This window comes from Halovenus halobia (assembly GCF_051414135.1).
Lineage (GTDB): Archaea > Halobacteriota > Halobacteria > Halobacteriales > Haloarculaceae > Halovenus > Halovenus halobia.
The window spans coordinates 19,183-39,550 of sequence record NZ_JBLKOA010000005.1 but is presented as its reverse complement, the minus strand read 5'-3'; the positions used below and the strand labels follow the sequence as shown (position 1 = coordinate 39,550).

Annotated in this window: 17 protein-coding genes and 1 tRNA gene; 7 read left to right on the top strand and 11 right to left on the bottom strand. The window is 62.6% G+C overall.

Going from position 1 to position 20,368, the window contains the following annotated elements; genetic code table 11:
- Positions 1-25: 25 nt before the first annotated feature.
- Positions 26-1,231: a homoserine O-acetyltransferase MetX gene (gene metX, locus ACMGFM_RS11935; RefSeq protein ID WP_436902852.1), complete on the bottom strand. Its 1,206-nt coding sequence runs from the start codon at positions 1,229-1,231 to the stop codon at positions 26-28.
- On the bottom strand, positions 1,228-2,535 hold the full coding sequence (locus ACMGFM_RS11930) for an O-acetylhomoserine aminocarboxypropyltransferase/cysteine synthase family protein (protein WP_436902851.1): 1,308 nt from the start codon (positions 2,533-2,535) through the stop codon (positions 1,228-1,230). Before ACMGFM_RS11930 ends, metX begins: the two co-directional genes overlap by 4 nt.
- An 89-nt stretch (positions 2,536-2,624) precedes the next feature.
- Here ACMGFM_RS11930 and ACMGFM_RS11925 point away from each other — a divergent pair, with 89 nt between their 5' ends.
- Positions 2,625-3,320 (top strand): 5-formyltetrahydrofolate cyclo-ligase, encoded by a 696-nt coding sequence (locus ACMGFM_RS11925; RefSeq protein ID WP_436902850.1) that lies wholly within the window; start codon positions 2,625-2,627, stop codon positions 3,318-3,320.
- Here the strand turns inward: ACMGFM_RS11925 and ACMGFM_RS11920 are convergent, their stop codons facing one another.
- From ACMGFM_RS11920 to ACMGFM_RS11905, 4 genes are all read right to left on the bottom strand, one after another.
- Positions 3,321-5,723: a DEAD/DEAH box helicase gene (locus tag ACMGFM_RS11920; protein ID WP_436902849.1), complete on the bottom strand. Its 2,403-nt coding sequence runs from the start codon at positions 5,721-5,723 to the stop codon at positions 3,321-3,323.
- Position 5,724: 1 nt separating this feature from the next.
- Entirely contained in the window at positions 5,725-7,146 is a 1,422-nt protein-coding gene (locus ACMGFM_RS11915) for a ribonuclease H-like domain-containing protein (RefSeq protein ID WP_436902848.1), read from the bottom strand.
- A 59-nt stretch (positions 7,147-7,205) separates the two neighbouring features.
- Positions 7,206-8,453 carry a GTPase HflX gene (gene hflX / locus ACMGFM_RS11910; RefSeq protein ID WP_436902847.1) on the bottom strand — a complete coding sequence of 416 codons (1,248 nt, stop codon included), beginning with the start codon at positions 8,451-8,453 and terminating at the stop codon, positions 7,206-7,208.
- Between the two features lie 364 nt (positions 8,454-8,817).
- Positions 8,818-8,890: transfer RNA gene (locus ACMGFM_RS11905), tRNA-Arg, on the bottom strand.
- 143 nt (positions 8,891-9,033) lie between these two features.
- On the opposite strand from ACMGFM_RS11905, the gene ACMGFM_RS11900 reads away from it, so the two are divergent.
- From ACMGFM_RS11900 to ACMGFM_RS11885, 4 genes are all read left to right on the top strand, one after another.
- Positions 9,034-9,654, top strand: coding sequence for a DUF7504 family protein (locus ACMGFM_RS11900; RefSeq protein WP_436902845.1), 621 nt, complete (start codon positions 9,034-9,036; stop codon positions 9,652-9,654).
- Positions 9,655-9,782: 128 nt separating this feature from the next.
- Positions 9,783-11,207 (top strand): single-stranded DNA binding protein, encoded by a 1,425-nt coding sequence (locus tag ACMGFM_RS11895; protein WP_436902843.1) that lies wholly within the window; start codon positions 9,783-9,785, stop codon positions 11,205-11,207.
- Between the two features lie 65 nt (positions 11,208-11,272).
- Positions 11,273-11,713 (top strand): histone family protein, encoded by a 441-nt coding sequence (locus ACMGFM_RS11890; protein ID WP_436902842.1) that lies wholly within the window; start codon positions 11,273-11,275, stop codon positions 11,711-11,713.
- Positions 11,710-12,729: a histone deacetylase family protein gene (locus ACMGFM_RS11885; protein WP_436902841.1), complete on the top strand. Its 1,020-nt coding sequence runs from the start codon at positions 11,710-11,712 to the stop codon at positions 12,727-12,729. The genes ACMGFM_RS11890 and ACMGFM_RS11885 overlap by 4 nt, the downstream gene beginning before the upstream one ends.
- Here ACMGFM_RS11885 and ACMGFM_RS11880 read toward each other — a convergent pair.
- Together ACMGFM_RS11880 and ACMGFM_RS11875 are read right to left on the bottom strand one after the other, a co-directional pair.
- Positions 12,726-13,508 (bottom strand): VOC family protein, encoded by a 783-nt coding sequence (locus tag ACMGFM_RS11880; RefSeq protein ID WP_436902839.1) that lies wholly within the window; start codon positions 13,506-13,508, stop codon positions 12,726-12,728. The two genes, ACMGFM_RS11885 and ACMGFM_RS11880, sit on opposite strands and share 4 nt — an antisense overlap.
- 37 nt (positions 13,509-13,545) lie before the next feature.
- Positions 13,546-14,754, bottom strand: coding sequence for a PQQ-dependent sugar dehydrogenase (locus tag ACMGFM_RS11875; RefSeq protein WP_436902838.1), 1,209 nt, complete (start codon positions 14,752-14,754; stop codon positions 13,546-13,548).
- 221 nt (positions 14,755-14,975) lie between these two features.
- Here ACMGFM_RS11875 and ACMGFM_RS11870 point away from each other — a divergent pair, with 221 nt between their 5' ends.
- A complete protein-coding gene (locus ACMGFM_RS11870) occupies positions 14,976-16,127 on the top strand; it encodes a Fic family protein (RefSeq protein ID WP_436902837.1) in 1,152 nt (383 codons plus the stop codon).
- Between the two features lie 203 nt (positions 16,128-16,330).
- Entirely contained in the window at positions 16,331-17,002 is a 672-nt protein-coding gene (locus tag ACMGFM_RS11865; protein ID WP_436902836.1) for a hypothetical protein, read from the top strand.
- On the opposite strand, the gene ACMGFM_RS11860 is transcribed toward ACMGFM_RS11865, so the two are convergent.
- From ACMGFM_RS11860 to ACMGFM_RS11850, 3 genes are all read right to left on the bottom strand, one after another.
- Positions 16,999-18,111 carry an OBG GTPase family GTP-binding protein gene (locus ACMGFM_RS11860; protein ID WP_436902835.1) on the bottom strand — a complete coding sequence of 371 codons (1,113 nt, stop codon included), beginning with the start codon at positions 18,109-18,111 and terminating at the stop codon, positions 16,999-17,001. The genes ACMGFM_RS11865 and ACMGFM_RS11860 overlap by 4 nt on opposite strands.
- 99 nt (positions 18,112-18,210) lie before the next feature.
- Positions 18,211-18,810 (bottom strand): peptide-methionine (S)-S-oxide reductase MsrA, encoded by a 600-nt coding sequence (locus tag ACMGFM_RS11855; RefSeq protein ID WP_436902834.1) that lies wholly within the window; start codon positions 18,808-18,810, stop codon positions 18,211-18,213.
- Positions 18,807-20,288, bottom strand: a complete 1,482-nt coding sequence (locus ACMGFM_RS11850) for an ATP-binding protein (protein WP_436902833.1) — start codon at positions 20,286-20,288, stop codon at positions 18,807-18,809. Before ACMGFM_RS11850 ends, ACMGFM_RS11855 begins: the two co-directional genes overlap by 4 nt.
- Between the last annotated feature and the right edge of the window lie 80 nt (positions 20,289-20,368).

Sequence of the window (20,368 nt, the reverse complement as noted above, 5' to 3'; positions counted from 1 at the left end):
AGCCTCAGCGGCCGGGCAGAAAAAATCACTGTGAGAACAGACTCGTGTGGACCGGCGCGAACTCGTCGTCGGGTTCGAAGTCCTCGTCGGTGTCGGTAATCGCCTTGCCTGACAGCCCTTCTTCGAGGAAATCCGACACTGGTGGGCCGACGTTATCCGGTTCCACCAGAAACGCGTCGTGGCCGTGGTCCGATTCGATGACGTGGTGTGCAACATCGACAGCCGACTCTCGCATCGCGTCAGCGAGCGCCTCAGCCTGTGCGGATGTGAAGTGCCAGTCCTCCGTGAATGAGATAACCAGCGCGTCGCCGTCGAAGGCAGCAAGTGCGTCGGTATCTCCTTCGAATCCCTGCGAGAGGTCGTAGTTGTCCATCGCGCGCGTCAAGTAGAGGTAGGAGTTGGCGTCGAATCGCTCGACGAACTTCTCGGCCTGATAGTCGAGGTAGGACTCGACATCCCGGTACGGGAAGAAGCCAGCGGCCGGGTCGCTCGGGAACGTCCGAACGGCGTCGCGGCCGGCAGCGCGGCGGCCGAACTTCCGTTCCATCGAGGACTTCGAGAGATACATCACGTGGCCAATCTGGCGAGCGAGTGCCAGCCCGTCCGACGGTGGCTCGCCGTCGTAATACTCGCCGCGATTCCAGTTGTGGTCGGTCGTAATCGCACGGCGAGCAATCGCGTCGAGGGCGAGACACTGCGGGTCGAGACGGGCAGCGGCGGCGATTGGAATGATGCGTTCGACGTGGTCAGGGTGTCGTTTTGCCCATTCGAGGACGTTCATCCCGCCGACACTGCCGCCGACGACGGCGTGGAGGTGGGGAATGCCGAGTTCGTCCAGCAGGCGACGCTGTGCCTCGGTCCAGTCGGTAACCGTCACCGCCGGGAACTCGGTTCCGTACGGTTCGCCCGTCTCTGGATTGGTCGATTTGGGGCCGGTCGAGCCATAACACGACCCGGGCACGTTCGCACAGACCACGAAGTACTCCGTGGTGTCGATGGCTTTGCCGGGGCCGACGATGTCGTCCCACCACGCTCGGGCCTGTCCGGCCGTCCCAGAGGCGCGGCTGTGGCCCGCGACGTGGGCGCTGCCGGTCAGTGCGTGACAGACCAGCACCGCATTCTCGCCGGTGAATTCGCCGTACGTCTCGTAAGCGAGTTCGAGTTCGGGGATCGATTCGCCACACTCGAACTCGAATTCACCGAGCGAGGCAGTGTTGTGTTCGACGTTCATGCGTCCACCTCGGCGCTGTCGATGGCCTGGTCTAAATCCGCTTTGATATCGTCGACGTCCTCGATGCCGACCGAGAGGCGAATGAGGTCCGGCGTCACGCCGGAAGCGCGCTGTTCGTCTTCGCTCAACTGGGCGTGAGTGGTGCTCGCGGGGTGGATGACGAGCGTCTTCGCGTCGCCGATATTGGCGAGAAACTGCGCGATGTCTGTCTCTTCACAGAGTGTCACTGCCGCGTCGTAGCCACCATCGAGGCCGAAGGTGAGGACACCGCCGAAGCCGCCGTCGAGATACTCGGCGGCGTTGTCGTGTGTCTCGTGACTGTCGAGGCCGGGATAGTTGACCCACGCCACGGCGGGATGGTCATCGAGATACTCCGCGACACGCAGCGCGTTCGAGCAGTGCCGTTCCATCCGCAACGAGAGCGTCTCCGTCCCCTGCATCGTCAGCCACGCATCGAACGGTTTCTGCCCGTTTCCAACGCTGCGGACCGCGCGCTGGCGGGCCGCCATCGTTACCGGTTGGTCCGGGAATCGCTCGGCGAAGACCGCCTCGAAGGCGGGGTTGTCGCCGCCGATTTCGGGGAATCGCTCGGAATGCTCCGTCCACGGGAACTCGCCGTCCTCGACGAGGACACCGCCAACAGTCGTTCCAGAGCCGTGAATCCACTTCGTCGTCGACTCCCAGACCAAATCTGCGCCGTACTCCAGCGGGCGACAGAGCGCCGGTGTCCCGAACGTGTTATCCACAAAGACCGGGACACCGCGGTCGTGAGCCACCTCGGCAATCGCCTCGAAGTCTGGCGTCACGAGCGAGGGGTTGCCGATGGTCTCGAAGTGGACATAGGCAGTCTCCTCGTCGATGGCCTCGTCGTAGGCCGCAGGGTCGAGCGTGTCGACGAATCGTGGTTCGACGCCGCGGCGGGTCGCGAGATTCGAGTAGTACGAATGAGTCCCGCCGTAGATTGACGACGCGGTCACGATATTGTCACCGGCGGCGGCCAGTACCGTCGTTGCGGCATCCAGCGCGGCCATCCCCGACCCGGTGGCGAGTGCGCCCGACGCACCCTCCAGACTGGCGAGACGGCGTTCGAGCATCGACACCGTCGGGTTATCGAACCGCGAATAGACGTTGCCGTCGTCCTCCAGCGCGTACCGCGCGGCGGCGTTGTCAGCGTCCTCGAAGACATACGAGGAGGTCTGATAGATTGGTGGGGCACGAGCCCCTGTCGCCGGGTCCGGGGATTCCTGACCGGCGTGGACACACCGACTGGCAAAGCCCAGCGGCTGCTCTCGTTCCTCAGTCATGTATCACACTCATATATCCCCACACATCTATAACCACGAGTTACGGCAAAACTCGCGGCCATCAAGACGGTGGCCGTCTAACGAGGGGTATGGACAAGCAAGCGCTCCGTGAGCGGGTCTGGGACGAACTCGAAGACAGCGGCGAGGCGCGGTTTCCATTCCCGCCACACAACCGGATTCCAAATTTCGCGGGCGCGGCGGAGGCGGCCGACCGACTCGTCGACTCCGAAGCGTGGCAGGCTGCCGAGACAATCAAGGCAAACCCCGACGCGCCACAACTGCCGGTGCGGCGGGCCGCGCTGCGGCAGGGCAAGACGCTCTATATGGCCGTCCCGCGGTTGCGCGACGAGAACTGCTTTCTCGAACTCGACCCAGCAAAAATCGAGGATATCCAGCACGCGACGACCGTCGGCGGGTCCGCGGAGGTGGGCGTTCCAGTCGGCCCCGAGGAGATGCCGGAGATTGACCTGGTTGTCTCGGGCAGCGTTGCAGTCACCGAGGCGGGCGAACGCGTCGGCAAGGGCGAAGGCTACAGCGACCTCGAGTTCGCGGTCCTGCGCGAGTTCGGACTGGTCGACGACAGCACCGCGACGGCAACGACAGTCCACGAACTGCAGGTTGTCGACGAGGAAATTCCAACGGGTGGCCACGACGTACCAATGGAACTAGTCGTCACGCCTGAGCGGACAATCGAGGCCGCAACTGGCGAGAAGCCGTTGGGCATCGACTGGGAACAGGCCGGCGAGCGCGTCGAAGAGATTCCAGTGCTCGACCAACTGCGGTAATCAGAACCGCGAAAGCACTTCGTCCAGAAACGCCGTCGTCGCGGGCCGGTGCAATGGCTCGTTTTCGTTGCCACACTGTGAACTCATCAAACAGGCCGGACAGCCCTCGTCGCGGCCACAGTCGCAGGCCCCAACCCGGTCGCGGGTTTTCTCCGCAACGTCTTCGAAGTGGTCGTAGATGCTGTGTGCGAACCCCACCCCACCCTCGACAGCGTCGTGGATGAACCAGACCGGCGACTCTGTTTCGGGATGGGCGAGTGTGCTCAACCCGCCCATATCGGAGTTGTCGAGTCGCAACGCCAGCGGTGCGAGTTTAATCATCCCGTGTTCTGCGCCGTGCAATCCACCCGCGAGCGTCCACTCCTGCTCGCCCAGCGGACTCTCCTCGGGTGGGTCGAGCATCGACTCGGCTGGAATCTCGCGAAGCACACGGTCCAGCGAGTCACGAGGCAGTTCGATCCACGTCAACTGCGTCCGCAGTGAGATGGGGTCCAACCCCGTCGCCTGCGGCGGGCCGACCGGCTTGCCGGTGTCGAGGTCGATGCGCTTGAACGAGTGGTAGTGCACGCCGACGGTGCCCATCCCGGCGTGGAGGACGTAGCCGTCGCCAAGGTCGATATGGCGCTTGCTCTCGATATCGCGAATCTGCTTGTCGCTCAGCGTGCGCGTGTACTCTCGGGCTGATACCGTCCGGAGTTCGACGTACGGCCGGGGAACATCCTCAACGACCTCCTGGACCTCGTACTGCTGGCCGTCGTACAGCGTCAGCGCGCCGGGGTGGTACTCCCGGTAGACACGGTCCCGCCCCAGCGGTTCCATGTCGATATCGCCGTTCTGACACCGGACGCTGTACTGCTCGTCAGTCGTCGCGTACATCGAGATGTCGGCCTGTGGCCGGGGCGGTCCGGCGTACTGTGCGCCGCGGTCCAAGTCGCCAGTCATCTGGCCGGCGTCGCGCCACATCTCAACCGCCCGAGCGAGTCGGTCCTCGGGGCCGAACCACTCCGCGTCATCCCACGTCAGCGGTCGCTCCGCGCTGGCACAGAGGAGATGGCGGGCGTAGACCGCGTCGTTCGTCAGGTCGATAACCGCGTCCTCCACGTCGTCGGCGAGCAGGTAGTCGGGATTATCGAGGATGTACTGGTCGATGGCGTCACCTCGCGGGACGAATACCGACAGTGCCGTTCCCGTGCCCCGGCCAGCGCGGCCAATCTGTTGCCAGAACGACTGCCGGGTTCCGGGATATCCCGAAAGAACTGTTGCGTCGACCGACCCGATATCGATGCCGAGTTCGAGCGCGCTCGTCGAGAAGACAGCGTCGGCGGCACCCTGCTTGAGTGCGTATTCGAGCGAGCGGCGTTTCTCCTTGCTCAGCCCCGCGTGGTACGGGTCGGCGTCGAGATAGCTCCCGCTGGGATGTTTTTGTGCGGCGTTGGCCGCCTGCTTCGTCGCGATTTCGGTCCCCTGTCGCGAGCGGACGAAGGCGAGTGTCTGGACGCCGTGCAGGCCGAGGTGGGCCGCAACCTCCGCGGCTTCGCCGGTGGCACCCTGTCGCATGTCGGGCATCGGGTCGTCGCGCAGTTCGGTCGGGCCGTCCTCACCAGTGACGCGGGGTTGCCAGAAAGCAATTTCGCGGCGGCCGTGCGGGCTGGCGTCCTCGTCGACGACGCTGAACTCGCTGCCGGTCAGTGTCTCCGAGTGCTCTGCTGGATTGCCAATCGTCGCAGTCGAGCAGACCAGTTGTGGGTCCGCGCCGTAGTACTCGATAATTCGGCGAAGCCGTCGGAGCGTCCACGCGACGTGCATCCCGTGAATCCCGGTGTAGGTGTGGCTCTCGTCGACGACGAGCAACTCGCAGTCCCGAAACAGCGACCGCCACTTCGTGTGGTTGTCGAGATAGACGTTCATCCCCGCAAAGTTTGAGATGACAACGTCGGCTCGGTCACGAATCAGCGGTCGTCTGTCGGTGGGTGTGTCGCCGTCGTAGGTCTCAGCAGTCGCGTCCACACCCAACTGGTCGAAGAGGTCGTTGACCGCTTCCTCCTGGTCGGCACTCAGTGCCTTCGTGGGATAGAGAAAGAGAGCGCGGGCGTCAGGATTGCGCTGCTTGCACAGTGCGAAGTACAGCACGTATATCCACGTCTTGCCGGAGGCCGTCGAAGTGGCGACAGTGACGTTCTCGCCGTCGAGGAGACGCTCGATTGCCTCGGCCTGGTGAGCGTAGAGGTCACTCCCCAGGTTGGCGGCCAACTCGCCGGGCAGTACCGACTCGGCGTCGACGTACTCGCCCTCGCGGGCGGGTTGGGTCTGTGTGTGGACGAGTTGGTCGTCGTAATCGGGATAACTCTCGCGCAGTGTCGCGGGATTTAGCAGGTCGTCGGCGGTGGGTGTGTACTCGCTCATCTCAGAAATCACTCAGTTGTCCCTGTGCGGTGTTCGCGCCCGTCGCCGTCGAGTCGCTGCTCTGTGTGGCCGTCGCGTCAGCCAGTGCGTCGTAGACGTGTGCGAGTGCGCGCACGTCGTCCTCGCAGTAGCGTTTGTGGCGGTCCCAGTCCAGTGCTGTCTCCGGGTGGGGATTGGCCTGATAGCGCTGGAACAACCGCGCGACGGCCGCACCGCTCAGCCCCGTATCTGCCCCCTCCCAGCCCAGCGTAGCGGCGACATCTTCGAGTTTGTTCGTCCGGCCGGGAAGGATAGCTTGCCCCTCTGTCGTCGCCCAAAAGTACGGGTCGAACGTCCACGTCTGTGCCCAGTCATCGAGATACTGCGGGCAGTGCTCGGCGGCGTGTTCCTCGATAACGGGAAAGTCGAAATTCCGGCCGTTGTACGCGACGACCGGTCGGTTCGTGGCGTTGGTCCGCAGCCACGAGAGAAACGCCTCGATGGCAGCGCCAGGTTCCTCGGGGTCTCGAGCGAGAAAGGAGCGGTACTCCTCGGTTCGGTCGTCGAGGACGCCAATCAGCCAGACCATCGTCGGATTGAGGCCATCCGTCTCGATGTCGATAAAAATCGGGTCGGCCGAGGGAAAGCCGTCGTCGCCGTGTCGTCGAACCTCACCCTCGGCGTTCGCGGCAGCACTTTCGAGGATGGTCTGAGCCGTCTCCCGGCCAAACCCGTCGAGGTCAGCCAAATCGGGAATCGTCCCGTCGGCAACATCCTCGCGCCGGCGGTAGCCCGCCTCTCGGAGTGTCTCTGCCCGGGTTCGTCCCACCTGGTCGAGTGCTCGCAGGCCGAATTTCTCGGGCGTAATCGTCTCCGTGCAGACCACGCCATCGGCCCGCAACTGGAGGTGTGCAACGCCGGGTTCGGTCTGGCCCTGGCGTTCGTTCGCGCCCGGCATCGCCCCGTGAACGACAAGGTCACCCCACTCACCGCGGTAGTCTGGGTTCGCCTCGGTCGTCAGGTGGGTGTACGAGCCCCGCAGGTCCTCGGGCAGTGCCGCTTCGTAGGTCTCGCGGCCGTCGAGTCTAGTTTCGAGGTTGACCAAGTCGATATCGACAGCGAGCAAATCCGAGAGGAGATACGTCTCGCCCTCGGCGAGAGTAGCGTCGAGGTCCGAGAGGCCAGCGAGTGACGCTGCGTCCGGAACGTGAACGAGGTCGACCGCGCTGTCGGTCTGGACGGGTTGCAGCGTGTGTGGTGGTCGGCCGGTGACGATGATTTGAATGTCACCATCGAGTGCCTGTCGCAGTTCGAGTTCGTGGTGCGGCCGGGGAACGACGACAACATCTGGCTCGAAGTAGGCGAGCGAGTCGGCGAGCTGCTCGGTCGTCATCCGCGAAAGCGCATTGTCAGCATATACGGTCAGGTCGAGCTGGCCGGCCATCAGTTGGCCTGATTTACGGCCCGGCGTATATCAGCCTGTCTCCCGTAGCCTCACCCGAGTCACAGCGCCCTGGCGCGAGCGCGGAACTGTTCGACCTGCGCTGGCTTCGCGCTGAACTGGACAACAGCCGCGTCGGGTTCGTAGGTCACGGCCACGTCGACAGCCTCGTCGTGGATACGCGAGATGAGCGACATCGCCTCGTCAGACAACGGCAGCGTGAGTGTCTCCGAGACGAGTGCAGGCAGGTGCTCGGAGAGTCTCGTTGCGAGTGCGTCGAACCGCTCGTCGGTGCGCGCGCTGACGACGACCGGGTCGGGCGCGAGGTCCGAAACGGCCTCCAGTCGTGTCTCGATTGTTGCTTCGTCAACGAGGTCAGCCTTGTTCAGTACCGTCAGCACCGGCGGGTGGTCCGCGCCCAGCGTCTCGCGAACTGCGATGAGTTTTCGCCGGAGTTCGTCGGTCGACTGGGCGAGGTCGGCCACCAGCAGCACCGCGTCGGCGGCCTCGACTTCGGTGAGCGTGCCCCGGAAGGACTCGACGAGCCAGTGTGGCAGGTCGTCGAGAAAGCCGACGGTGTCGGTCAACAGCACGTCGCGGCCGTCGAGTGTCGCCCGGCGTGTGGTGGTTTCCAGCGTCTTGAACAGCCGGTCCTCGACGGCCGCACTCGATTCGATGTCCTCGTGCGTCGTGGTGTCGAGGGTCATCTCGTCAGCGAGTCGGCGGAGCAGTGTCGACTTGCCGGCGTTCGTGTAGCCTGCGATAGCGACAAGGTCGAAGCCCTGCTCGCGGCGCTGGTCGCGGAACTGCTCGTCGACGGCCGGCGTGTCGGCGAGTTTGCGTTGGAGTTCGTCGATGCGGTCCAGCAGGTCGTAGTAGGCCGTCCCGGATTCGGTGAACCGATTCAGTGCGCCCTCGTCTGCGCGTTCGCGCACTCGCGGAAGCCGGTACCGGAGTCGCGCGAGTTCGACCTGCTGTTGTGCGCGTGGCGTCCGGGCCTGTCTGGCGAAGATTTCCAGCACGACCCGGTGGCGGTCGACGACGCGCGCACCGAGTCGGTCTTCGAGCGTGACCGTCTGCTGTGGGGAGAGGTCGGCGTCGATGACGACCGTATCCGCGCCGGTCATCTCGACACGCTCGGCTAACTCCTCAACCTTTCCGGCGCCAAGTTCGGTGCCAGGGTCGGGTTCGCGTGTCTGTGTCAATTCGCCAGCGACGCGTGCGCCGGCGGCCTCGGTCAGTTGTCGAATCTCCTTGGTATCTGGGTCACCGTCGGTGACCCGCTGTGCGACGATTGCAGTCTGTAACATGTGGTCTGTGGCGTGGCTGCGTGACTTCGAGCCTGTGCCGGTCCCAGCGCTGTCGGGGCTGGGAAATCAAAGAACGGGAGTGGTACTCAGTCGCCGCCGAACAGCCGAACCGACGGGTGTGAGTCAGCCAATCCCGTCAAAAGGGAGAGCGGGCCATCCTATATTACTCTGCCATGTGGAGGGCAATAAAGATACTCCAACAATGTGACACAGAGGCAAGGAGAGTCGGAGTCACCTTCGCTGGCTGGGTTGTGCTGCAGAGAAGCGTCCTGACGGAGTCCTGCGCGAGGGAACCGAGCGCAGGGCAAGTCAGGACGTGAATGACGAAGCAGGCGCTGCGCGAGCAGCGCCTGCGAGGAATGAACGTCCTGACGGAGATTTGAACTCCGGTCCCTGGCTCCGCAAGCCAAGAGGATAGTCCACTACCCTATCAGGACTCACCCATATCTACCGGGGAGGTACTCATAGGGGTTACGGTTCGGGCGGCGAGCCACAAGGTACTCACTGGCGACTTCTGCTCACAGTCGGACCCGACAAATCAATCAGCATTCTTTTAGTCTGGCGACACTGAGGGTATGGTATGTCTGAGCGGGCAGGGACAGCTGAGGAAAACAGGCCGGATTTAGCCGAGTTGTCGGAGGTATCGAACGTCCTCCTTCTAGCACCGTCGCTCGGCGGCCAAAGCAACGATATTTGCCTGGATCTGCTCACCCAAACCGCACCCAGCGAGACGAACGTGCTCGCAATTTCCTACACTGACACGCCACAGGAGTGGGTCGAGAACTGGCTCGACCACGCCAGCGTCTCGCCAGTTCGTGGCGGAATCGTCTCGATCGGTCAGGCCGAAACCGATATCGACGACCCGGCCTGGGCGGTCAAAACAGTCGAAAATCCCTCCGACCTCACCGGAATCGGAATCGAGCTGAGCGAACTGCTCTCCGGGATGGCGACTGCCGCCGACGACGACGAGCATCTCACCGTCTGTTTCGACGGAATTACCTCGCTGCTACAGTACGCCGACCTCCAGCGTGCGTTTCGCTTCCTCCACGTCGTCACCGGTCGTGTCAAGACCGTCGGCGGAATCGGCCACTTCCATCTCGACCCGGATGCTCACGACCCACAGACGCTGGCCACGCTCAAGGGCCTGTTCGACGCCGTAATCGAAGTCGAGGAAGACGGTTCGATTACCGTCCAGCAGTGAGCAGAGGGTTTTTGTACCAGGGCCGGACCAGACCGTCTCGTGAGCCGACAGCAACAGCACGCTCGCAGGATATGGAATCGCTCAACGACAACGCTTAAGCGGCGACCAGCCGTGATATTGTGACAGTAATGCCATGTATCGAGGAAATATATGCGGACCTGGATGCTGACGTCTCGGAGGAGCGATTCCGCGAGGCTGTCGAGCAGAAAGTCGAGCAGATGGAGGGGTTGGCCGACGAGGAAACCGCCGCGATGATTATCGCGCACGAGATCGCCGACAACGAGGTCGAAACCATTTCGGACATCAAGCCGGCGATGGACGAGGTGAAGTTTCTCGCGAAGGTGCTCTCGGTCGGCGAACTGCGGACCTTCGAGCGCGACGACGAGGACGAAGACGGCCGCGTCATCAACGTCGAGGCCGCCGACGAGACAGACACCGTCCGACTCGCGTTCTGGGACAAGGAGGCTGCAGCAATCAGCGAGGGCGAACTCGAAGCCGGCGACGTCCTTCGTGTCAAAGGTCGACCGAAAGACGGCTACAACGGACTCGAAGTCAGCGTCGACGAGGCCGAACCGGACGACGAGGTCGAAATCGACGTGGACCTCGGCGACGACTCGACCATCGACTCGCTGACGCTCGGACAATCGGACGTGAGTGTGCGCGGACTGGTGCTCGGAACCGAGAGTGTCCGAACCTTCAGCCGCGACGACGGCTCAGAGGGCAGGGTCGCAAATCTCACTATCGGCGACGAAACCGGACGAATTCGCGTGACGCTGTGGGACGACCGCGCTGACCGCGCAGACGAACTGGATTCGGGCACAGCAGTCGAGATTGTCGACGGCTACGTGCGCGAGCGCGAGGGGTCACTCGAACTTCACGTCGGTGACCGCGGCGCAGTCGACGAGGTTGACGAGGCGGTGGACTTCCAGCCCGACGCGACGCCAATCGACGCCGCCGAACTCGACGAGACGATCGATATCGCTGGTGTCGTTCGGTCAACAGACCCGAAACGAACCTTCGAGCGCGATGACGGCTCCGAGGGGCAGGTTCGGAACGTCCGCCTGCAGGACGAAAGTGGAGACATTCGCGTCGCACTGTGGGGCGAGAAGGCTGACATCGACATCGGTCCGGGTGACGAACTCTTCGTCGCCGAGGTCGAGATTCAGGACGGCTGGCAAGATGACCTGGAAGCCTCCGCTGGCTGGGGCTCGACAGTGGTCGTTCTCGACGGCGCAACGGGAGACGCAGGGCCGTCACCAACTGAGTCTGGCGGTGACGCTGGAGCGGTCTCCGACGGCGGCGACAGCACTGGATTGGACGCCTTTGCCGACGGCGAACGGCCGGAGACCGAGGACACAGACGAGGACAGTCAGACAGACAGCGAGGTGACAGAGTTCACCGGAACGGTCGTCCAGACCGGCGACCCAGTCGTCCTCGATGACGGGACAGAGACGATGAAAGTTGAGACCGGCGAACACCTGCAACTGGGCGAGGAAGTCACGGCGCGCGGGAGTCGTGATGGCGACAGGCTGGACGCCGACGAAATCCTGTAGAAAGTGCTGAAAGCAGAAGACGGCTGTTCGGAACGTTTAAGACGCGCACAGCCTCGTTGTGCCGTATGAGTGTCGAGTTACCAGTTGCACCAGTCGACGACGTGATTCGCCGGCGTGCGGACGGCCTCCGGGTGAGCGCAGAGGCCGGCCAGACACTGGCACGGCGAATCCAGCAGGAGGGGGCCAGACGGGCACAGTCGGCCGCCACGGTGGCCGACAGGGACGGTCGGAAGACACTGATGATCAGTGACTTTGGCGCGGAGCAAGTGCCCGACAAGGGCGAGTTGGACCTGCCAATTGCGCCGGTTGACCGAGTTGCACGGCTGGATATCGACGACCGCTACCGCGTGTCGATGGACGCCCGAATCGTGCTGGCGGCACAACTCGAAGTGTACGCCGAAGACATCGCGGCCGTGGCGGCATTTCTCGCCAGACACGCCGGGAGGCGAACTATCAAGTCGGAGGATGTCGAAGGCTACTTCGAACTCAAGCAGTACTTTGAATGAAATTCGGCTACAGCGACACCTGTCTCGAGCACGAAACCGGCTCACGCCACCCCGAGAGTCCTGACCGTCTGCGAGCGATTCGGCGCGGGCTGACCGACGGCCACGGCGTCGAGTATATCGACGCGGCGGCCAGCGAGCCCGAGCGAATCCACGCGGTCCACGACGACGAGTACGTCGAGTCACTGGAGACGTTCTGTTCGGCCGGCGGCGGCAACTGGGACGCCGACACAGTCGTGAGCGAGGGAACGTGGGACGCTGCACTGGCAAGTTCTGGCCTCGCGGAGTGGACCGCCGACGCGGCGCTGTCGGGAGATGACGGTCGCCAGACGCCGTTTTCGATTGGCCGGCCACCCGGCCACCACGCAGTCGAGGACGACGCCATGGGCTTTTGCTTTTTCAATAACGTCGCTGTTGGGGCACAGTCAGCCATCGACAACGGCGACGCCGACCGGGTCGCAATCTTCGACTGGGATGTCCACCACGGTAACGGCACGCAGGATATCTTCTACGAGCAAGAAGACGTCTTCTACGCCTCGATTCACGAAGACGGCCTCTATCCGGGAACTGGTGACATTGAAGAGACTGGTGCCGGGCCGGGAGCAGGGACAACGCTGAATATCCCGTTCGCACCCGGAACGACGACCGCAGCCTATCTTGCGGCGCTGTCCGAAGTAATCGGGCCGGCAGTCGAGGCGTTCGACCCGGACCTGTTCCTGATCAGCGCAGGCTTCGACCCGCACGAACACGACCCGATCTCTCGGATGCGCGTCTCGACTGAAGGATTCGGTTGTCTCACGGCAGCAGTCAGGGAGATTGCCAACGACGCCGACGCCGCGCTCGGATTCGTTCTCGAGGGAGGCTACGGACTCGATACGCTCTCAGAGAGTATCCGGAAGGTCCACGAGGTCTTCGACGGCTACGAGCCAGTCGAACCCGACGAGTCAGTCAACGACGCTGCTCGGGACGTGCTCGAGTCGGTGAAATCGCAGGGTTTCGACGGTGTCGACCCGAATTAGAAGGGGAACAGCGAGTCCGTCGAAAGGTCTCGTTCGATCAGCTCGATTTCGTGACCGTCCTGGTCTTTCGTGAACGCATAGAGATTATCACAGGATTCGGGGTCGCGGTACTCCGGCGCTTCCCGGGTCAGCAACTGGTCCCAGTCCTCCTGCAGGTCGTCGATTCGGACACAGAGATGACCCCACGCGTCACCCATCGTGTACGTCCGGCCGTCGTAGTTGTAGGTCAGTTCGAGACTCATCGCCTCCTCGGCGGCCTCGCGGGGTTCGAGGAAGTAGTTGGCGAAGGAATCCGCCTCCCAGCGGCCGACCTCGTCGTACTCGAATTTGCGCGTCCAGTAGCCCAGTGCCTCGTCGGCGTCCTCGACGCGAATCATCGTGTGGTCGAGACTCCAGCGAGCACCGTGGTCGCGCTGGACGATTTCGATTTCGTGACCGTCTGGGTCTTTCACGAACGCGTAGCCCGGGTTCTCCTCCGGCGGACGGTAATCCTCGACGCCGTTGTCCATCAGTTCGTAGTACGCCTCGTTGACATCTTCGACGCGGACGGCAACGTGGCCCCACGCGTCGCCGAGTTCGTGGTCGTCCTCGCCCTCGTTGTGTGTCAGTTCGAGCAGGGCACCGTCCTCGTGCATCTCTTCTGGCCCGAGGTAGACGATAGTGAAGTCGTCCCCCTCGAAGCGGTCTTTCTCCTCGTACTCCAGATTCGTCTCGTACCAGTCGAGCGACTGTTCAAGGTCCGCGACGCGCATCATCGTGTGGTCGAGTATCCCGTTCATACGCGCTATGATTCGCGCGCCAGCAAAAAAGGCCTAGTCACTCGGGATGGAGTCGGACGACTGGGGCGTCTTGGCTGTCGATGAGCACGAACAGGTCACCGGTGTCGGGTGCAACCTCGACCGCCCGGACTCGCCAGTCGTTACCGTCTAACAGTGGCTCCTGTTCCTCGATATCGGGGTCACCGCCGGGGTTCTCGACAGTCAGGTGGCCGAGATACTGCCCCGCGAGGTTCCCGACGAAGATGTCGCCCTGCCACTCGGGGAATGCGTCGCCGTCGTAGAAGGCCATTCCCCCCGGCGGGAAGCGGGCAACGCCACAGGCCCAGACGTGTGCTGCCGGGATGGTGCCGTCGCCGGGTTGCGGGTCCGGCGCGACCGGGTCCTCTGTCCCGTAGTTACAGCCCTGGTCGGCAATCGGCCAGCCGTAGTTGCCGCCGGCCTGCAGGCGATTAATCTCGTCACCACCTTTTTCACCGTGCTCGCTCACCCACATCTCGCCCGTCTCGGGATGGCGGTCGAGTCCCTGGGGATTGCGGTGGCCGTAGCTGAATATTGAATCGACGGCGTCGGAGTCGTCGACGAAGGGATTGTCGGCGGGAATCGAGCCATCAGGTTCGAGTCGTAGCGTCGTCCCGAGTTCGTTCGTCAAATCCTGCGCGACGTGATTCGGGCCGAAGTCTTTGAACTGACGGTCACCAGCGGTCATATAGACCATCCCGTCGGGACCGAACTGAACGCGCGACCCGTAGTGAGCCGTCCGGTCGAGAAACGGCTCGGCGACGTGGAGTTGCTCGAACGCCTCGAAGGCGGGGGCCTCGGGGTCGAGTCGACCACGACCGAGATGAGTCGCCGAGTCGCCTCGGTCGTCAGTCGCGGCGTAGGTCAGGTAGACCCACGGTTCGTCCGGGAAATCAGGGTGAACAGCCACGTCGAGCAGTCCGCCTTGGCCCTTCGCCAGAACCTCCGGCGTGCCACTCAGTTCTGTCGCCGTCCCGCGCTCGCGGTCGACAAGGTGGAGCCTCCCGGGAAGTTCCGTAACGAGAAGTTTCGTCGTGTCGGGGACGAAAGCCAGCCCCCAGGGAGCGTCAAGCCCGGAGACAACCTCTGAGAGGGCAAACGAGCCGTCGGGGTCGACATCGTCGACGGAAGCAGGGCCGTCGTTGCCGCCGGTACAGCCTGCGAGCGCGAACGCACCCGCTGCCGCAGTCGTCCGCAACAGCGTTCGTCGGTCGAATCGCTCTGTCACGGCTGTCGGTAGGAACTGGCCAACCAAGACCGTTTGGACAGCGACGCTGGGAGTTGCATATGAATCTGAGTAGCTTGATTACAGACCACTGGCCAGCGCGAGATTGGGTTAGCTGTGCGTCACACAATTTGCCAGTATTATAACTTTCGCAACTCGCGCACTCTAACGCAAATTTTGGCGAAGTTTTTTGAATTAGCCGTGTTTTCGACGAGCTAAGTCAAATGCCAGACGAGGAGTTACCGGCGTCTGCGCCCGGACGGTACGTTCCGTATGGAAAGCGGTCCTACTACTTGCCGGACGAACTCCCACCCAAAGCCGAGATCGATTTAGGCCAAGAGTTCCAGCGGACGCTGCAAAAGACTATCTACCAACTCGGCCAACTCAACGGTATCAGTCAGGAGACGAATGTCAGCCCAATCGTCTACACCTCGCTTGTCCGGCGAGAGGCAGTCGAGTCGGTGTTGGTCGAAGGAGCCGATATAGAGTTCGAGGACATGTTTCGCCCAGAGGATATCGGTCGAGATTCAAGCACAACCAAAGACATCAGGGAGGCGATCAACTACGAGCGGGCAATCCAAGAGGGAGCGGATCAAGTGGCAGAAACGGGAGAAATACCCCTAGAGTTGCTCAAAGAACTCCACGAGCACCTCCTCAACGGTGTCAGAGACGAAGGAGAAACACTGGGAGCGTTCCGAACGAGGCCAGTCCATATTCCACCGCCGGAGCCGCACAAGTCGCCCTTTATTCCGCCCGGCCCGGAGAGGGTTCGGCCGTTGATGCAGAACCTAGAGCGATACATCGACCGCGGCGGGCCGTATCACGATGTCGTTGACCTCGGAATTGTCCACTACCAGTTCGAGACAATTCATCCATTCGGGGACGGTAACGGCCGCCTCGGACGGGTACTTATTACGCTCCAGCTAATCCAGCAGGGCTATCTCTCCAAGCCCTTCCTCTATCCGAGTGCGTATTTCAACGAGCACAAAATCGAGTACGTCACGAAAATGCGAGCCGTGAGTGAGAACGGAGCGTGGGAGCCGTGGCTGCGCTTTTTTGTGGAAGGAATCCGCCAGCAGGCTGCCGATGCCGTCACGCGAAGCAAGCGATTGCGGGACGTTCGTCGAGAGTACGAGCGGCGCTATGGAGACGAGAAGACGGCAACTGATCGGCTAGCAATGCGGTTGTTCCAGCAGCCATACGTGACGACCAACGACGTGCAAGAGCTATTGGGTGTCTCTCGCCAGACTGCTCGAAACGCGTTGATGGAGTTAGAGAGCGCTGGTGTTCTGGAGGAAACGACCGGCAAAGAGCGGTATCAGGAGTTCCGGGCCGTGGACATCTTCGAGATTTTGACTGAGTCCTTCGAGCACTAGCTGTGCTGGCGGACCCGGTTGTCCGTGGTGGAGCGCCGAGTCACCCCTGAGAGGAAATCGTCGACACGGTCCGATGGAGCAGTCCTGTAACTGGGGAGTTCGCACAGCCTGGCGTCTCGTATGCTGCTCGAGTGACTTGTGTAGCCCAACAGTTCCGCCAGAGACCACCCCGACTTTACCCGCCCAGACACTACGAGAGAGCGATGGGGACGCTGAGACGACTCGCCGGCGCAGTCATTGTTGGCCTATTTGTACTCCGGTACGCGCTCCGGCCGCTCGGTGGGACTACTGCCCTCGCCGAACTGCCCCGAGAATGGTCCGAGTTGGTCCTCTTTCTCCCGTTAGTTGGGCTGTCGGTGTTCTTACTTGGACTCGCCGCGCTGGCAGTCATTCGCGGTGACGGTTTGCCCCTCGGGTCGGACCGTTCAGAGCCAGCACAGCCCGCCGAACGGGACGAATCAGACTTCTGGGCGGCAGAACGCGAGAAAGAGAGCGTCTGGGAGACCGATTCCAGCGAGAGCGAGGACAAACCAGTCCCAGAGCGCTACCAGAACCACCCGGCTGTCTCGTCGGACCTGTTCGAGGAGAGCCAATCAGGCAGGCGAATCGAGGAGGAAACTCCCGACGCAGAACTGAGCGAGCATCTGGCTCATCTCGAAACTGAACTCGACGACGCACGCGAGGAACTCGACACGCTGGAATCCGTCGCCGAAGAAGAATCGAGTCGAGAGATTCCCGCCCGCTGTCCCGCCGAGGGCTGTGACGCGGTGTGGTCCGGGCGGACAGTGCTGGGTTTCAGGACCGACCGGTACGAAGTGCTCGGCGACGGACAGATTATCTGCTTGGTCTGCGAAGCACTCTACGACCCGGATTAGTTCGTCGTCAGGATTCGAAGCACGTCCTCGTCGGCGAGTTCGTGGTCCCGTCCGACCTGTTGCTCGTCGTGTTTCGCGCTCGACCCGCTGACACGGGCAAACCGGAAGCGGTCCTCGAATTCCCCACCCAACTTCTCGCAGGCGTCCTCGACAGTCGCGCCCTCGAAGAGAATGAGTGGCTCGTCGTAATCGACGCCGCGGCCCGGTTTGTCCATGTAAATCCGGATGAGCCCGAGTTCTTGCCAGAGTCGCTCGCGAAGCGCGTCGAGTCCCTTCTCTTTCTCGGCGCTGATGAAGACCGCGTCGTCGGGGTCGATGTCTCGCTCGCGGAGGTTCTCGTTGACCGTCTCGGCGTAGGAGGGTTCGATCAGGTCGACCTTGTTGACCGTCACCAGCGACGGGAGATAGATCCGGTTGTCCCGGATGCCGTCGATGAGGCGGTCGAGGTCAACCTGCTCGCCGATGGTCACGTCGGCGTTCGTGTAGCCGTGTTCGCGGAGGATGTCCGAAATCGTGCGCTCGTCGAGGTCGAGGTCGACAGTGGCGTTGATCGAGATGCCATCTTTGGCTTTCTTCCGGACGGTAAGCCGCGGCGGCTTCTGGTCGACGCGGATCCCATTTTTGTACAGTTCCTCACTGAGGCGGTCGTACTGCTGTATCTCGAACGCCGAGAGGACGAAGACGATGAGGTCGGCAGTCCGCACGACAGAGAGCACTTCCTGCCCGTCGCCCCGACCGCTCGCGGCACCCTCGATCATCCCCGGCACGTCGAGCATCTGGATGTTCGCGCCGCGGTACTGCAACATCCCCGGATTCACGTCGAGTGTCGTGAACTCGTAGGAGCCAGTTTCGCTGTCAGCGTTGGTCAACGCGTTGAGCAGCGTCGATTTGCCGACGCTCGGAAACCCAACGAGGGCAACAGTCGCGTCGCCGTGTTTCTCGACCGCGTAGCCGGGACCGCCGCCGGAGGAGGACTGCTGGCGCTCGAGTTTCTCTTTCAGTTCCGCGAGTTTGGCCTTCAGTCGACCGATGTGTGCCTCTGTCGACTTGTTGTACGGCGTCTCGCGGATCTCTTGTTCGATTTCCTCGATCTCCTCTTCGACGCCCATTATCTCTGTGTCTGCCGTCGATACGCAAAAGCGCTTCCGTCCGCGATTATCGGTTGCGAGGCGCTACACGCTTCGTTCGACGGGCGGCGGAGCCGCGAGTCAGCGAGCGTTCAGGAATGGGAGCGATACGTCCTTACCCGTGACGTGAGCGTTGAGTTTCGCCGCCGCCGCCGACTCCCGGATGTCGGTGTCGTCGTAGCCAGTCTCCTCGAACTGGCTGAGTAGCGGGGCGTGGCTCCGGAGGTTGTACTTCTGGTGGTAGTCCTCAGCGGGGTAGAACGTCTCCAATGGCTCGATTCGCGTCTCGACTTGCTCACGGGTAAACGAGCTGTTGGAGATGTAGTCGAGGACAGTTTCGTGCTGGTCGCTGTCGGCTGTGAGAAGAATGTTCTGGTACTGTCGTTTTGCCGTCTGCTGTCGCGGGTTGTGTTCACCCGTTGCAACGTCGAGCAGGTCCCGGTAGGTGAGCTCTTCGGGGTCGAAATCAACCTGAATGACTTCGGTGTGGTCGCCGAGCGCGCGGTAGGTCGGGTCGGTCTTGTGTCCGCCGGCGTAGCCAACACGGGTGCGGACAACACCATCCAGCGCGCCGAAAGTGGCGTCCGGCCCCCAGAAACAGCCCAGTCCGAACGTCGCCGTCTCTGTCGCCGAGGGCGCGGAGCGGTCGTACTCGCTGAGAACGGTCGGCGTGACGGTCATTGTTCCTCGATAACCAGCAGATTCTGACCGGCGCCAACGTCGGTGGCAAGCCGGTAGCTGAGTGTCTGGTCGGCCCGTTCAAGACGGCCCTGTCCCGCCGAGAGCGTGTCGTCGTCCAGCGGTCCAGTGGTGGCGTCGACGAGCGCACTGACCGGGAGGCCACGCTCGGATTCGCCGCCACAGTCAAGGAGACGCTTGGCATGGGCGTTGGCTTCGAGCACTTCGCCGTCCTCGGCGAGGATGGCTAAACCAGTTGGCGCGCTCTCGAAGGCGGTCTCGTAGCGCTCGCCGGCGCGCTCGATCTGTGGGTCCGAGTGCGAGCCGATGGCCTCGTCTGCGGCCTGATTGGGCAGCAAGAGCGTGACACGGGTGCCATCGGTGGTATCCAGCCGTAGTTCGCCGCGGTGGTTGAGCGCAACCCAGTAGACCGACCACAGTCCCAGTCCGCTGCCGTGGGCGAGTTGGGTCTCTGTCCCGGCCTGTAACACGTCCTGCTCGCTGTCGGGCAGTCCCGGCCCGTCGTCGGCAACTTCGAGGTGGACACGGTCGTCGGCTTCGCTAAGAGAAATTGTAGCATGTGGCCGCTCACCGGTGTGTTCGGCGACGTTTTCGAGCAACTCCCACAGGGCTGTCTCGACGCTTGGATAGACCGCGACGACGAGACGGTCGGGGGTATCAACATCGACCGTGAGGTTGGGGTACATCTCTCGGGCCTGCTCGACGACCGATCTGACAACGGTAGCGAGGTCCCGTGGTCGGCGGTCAAGGTCGGCGTTGATTGCCTTGCCGAGTTGGCGGGCGGTCTCGCTCATCCCGATCAGTTCGTCGGCAGCCGTGACAATCTGTTCACACTCGACACACTCGTCGTGCTGCTCGCTGTGCATACGCGCATTCGCGCGGATGATCGTCAATTCGTTGCGGATGTTGTGACGCAGCACGCGGTCGAGAACGTTGACTAAGCTTGTCTGGCGGCTCAGTTGCTCACGCTGGCGTTCGTGTTCGAGTTCGTGTTCCAGCAGTCGAGAGACGAGTTCAGCAAACATCGTCTCGGCCTCCGAGAACGCTTCGCTGCGGCTCTCGCGGGCGACAAAACAGACGGTCCCATAGGTTTCACCGTCGACCGTCAGCGTCGTCCCGTGATAGCAGTCGAAGTGTTCTGGCTGAATTTCAGTATCCTGGTCTGGAATGTCGTGCAGCGCCAGCGGTGATTCCCGCTCCAGGGTGTACCGGCAGTACATCCCGCTGAGGTTTGCCTTCATTCCTGGCGGGACAATCCCGTCAGTGCCGTCGGTGCTGATGACAGTCTCCCAGTGGTCAGCCTCAGTGTCGACGCGAGTGAGAAAGCCGCTGTCGACATTGAGGTAGGCCCGTCCCAGTTCGAGTGCCTCCGTGGCCTTCTGCTCGAAGGAGGCGTCGCGTTTCATGATCTCGTACAGCTGGTGGCGGGCCTCGTCCGCGCTGTGGACGGCCTGGCTCATCACCACTCACCTCGGCGAACGCGCCCTGGACACGGACCAATAGACCACTGATACCGCGAGCGAACCCGGGTCCTGTGTTG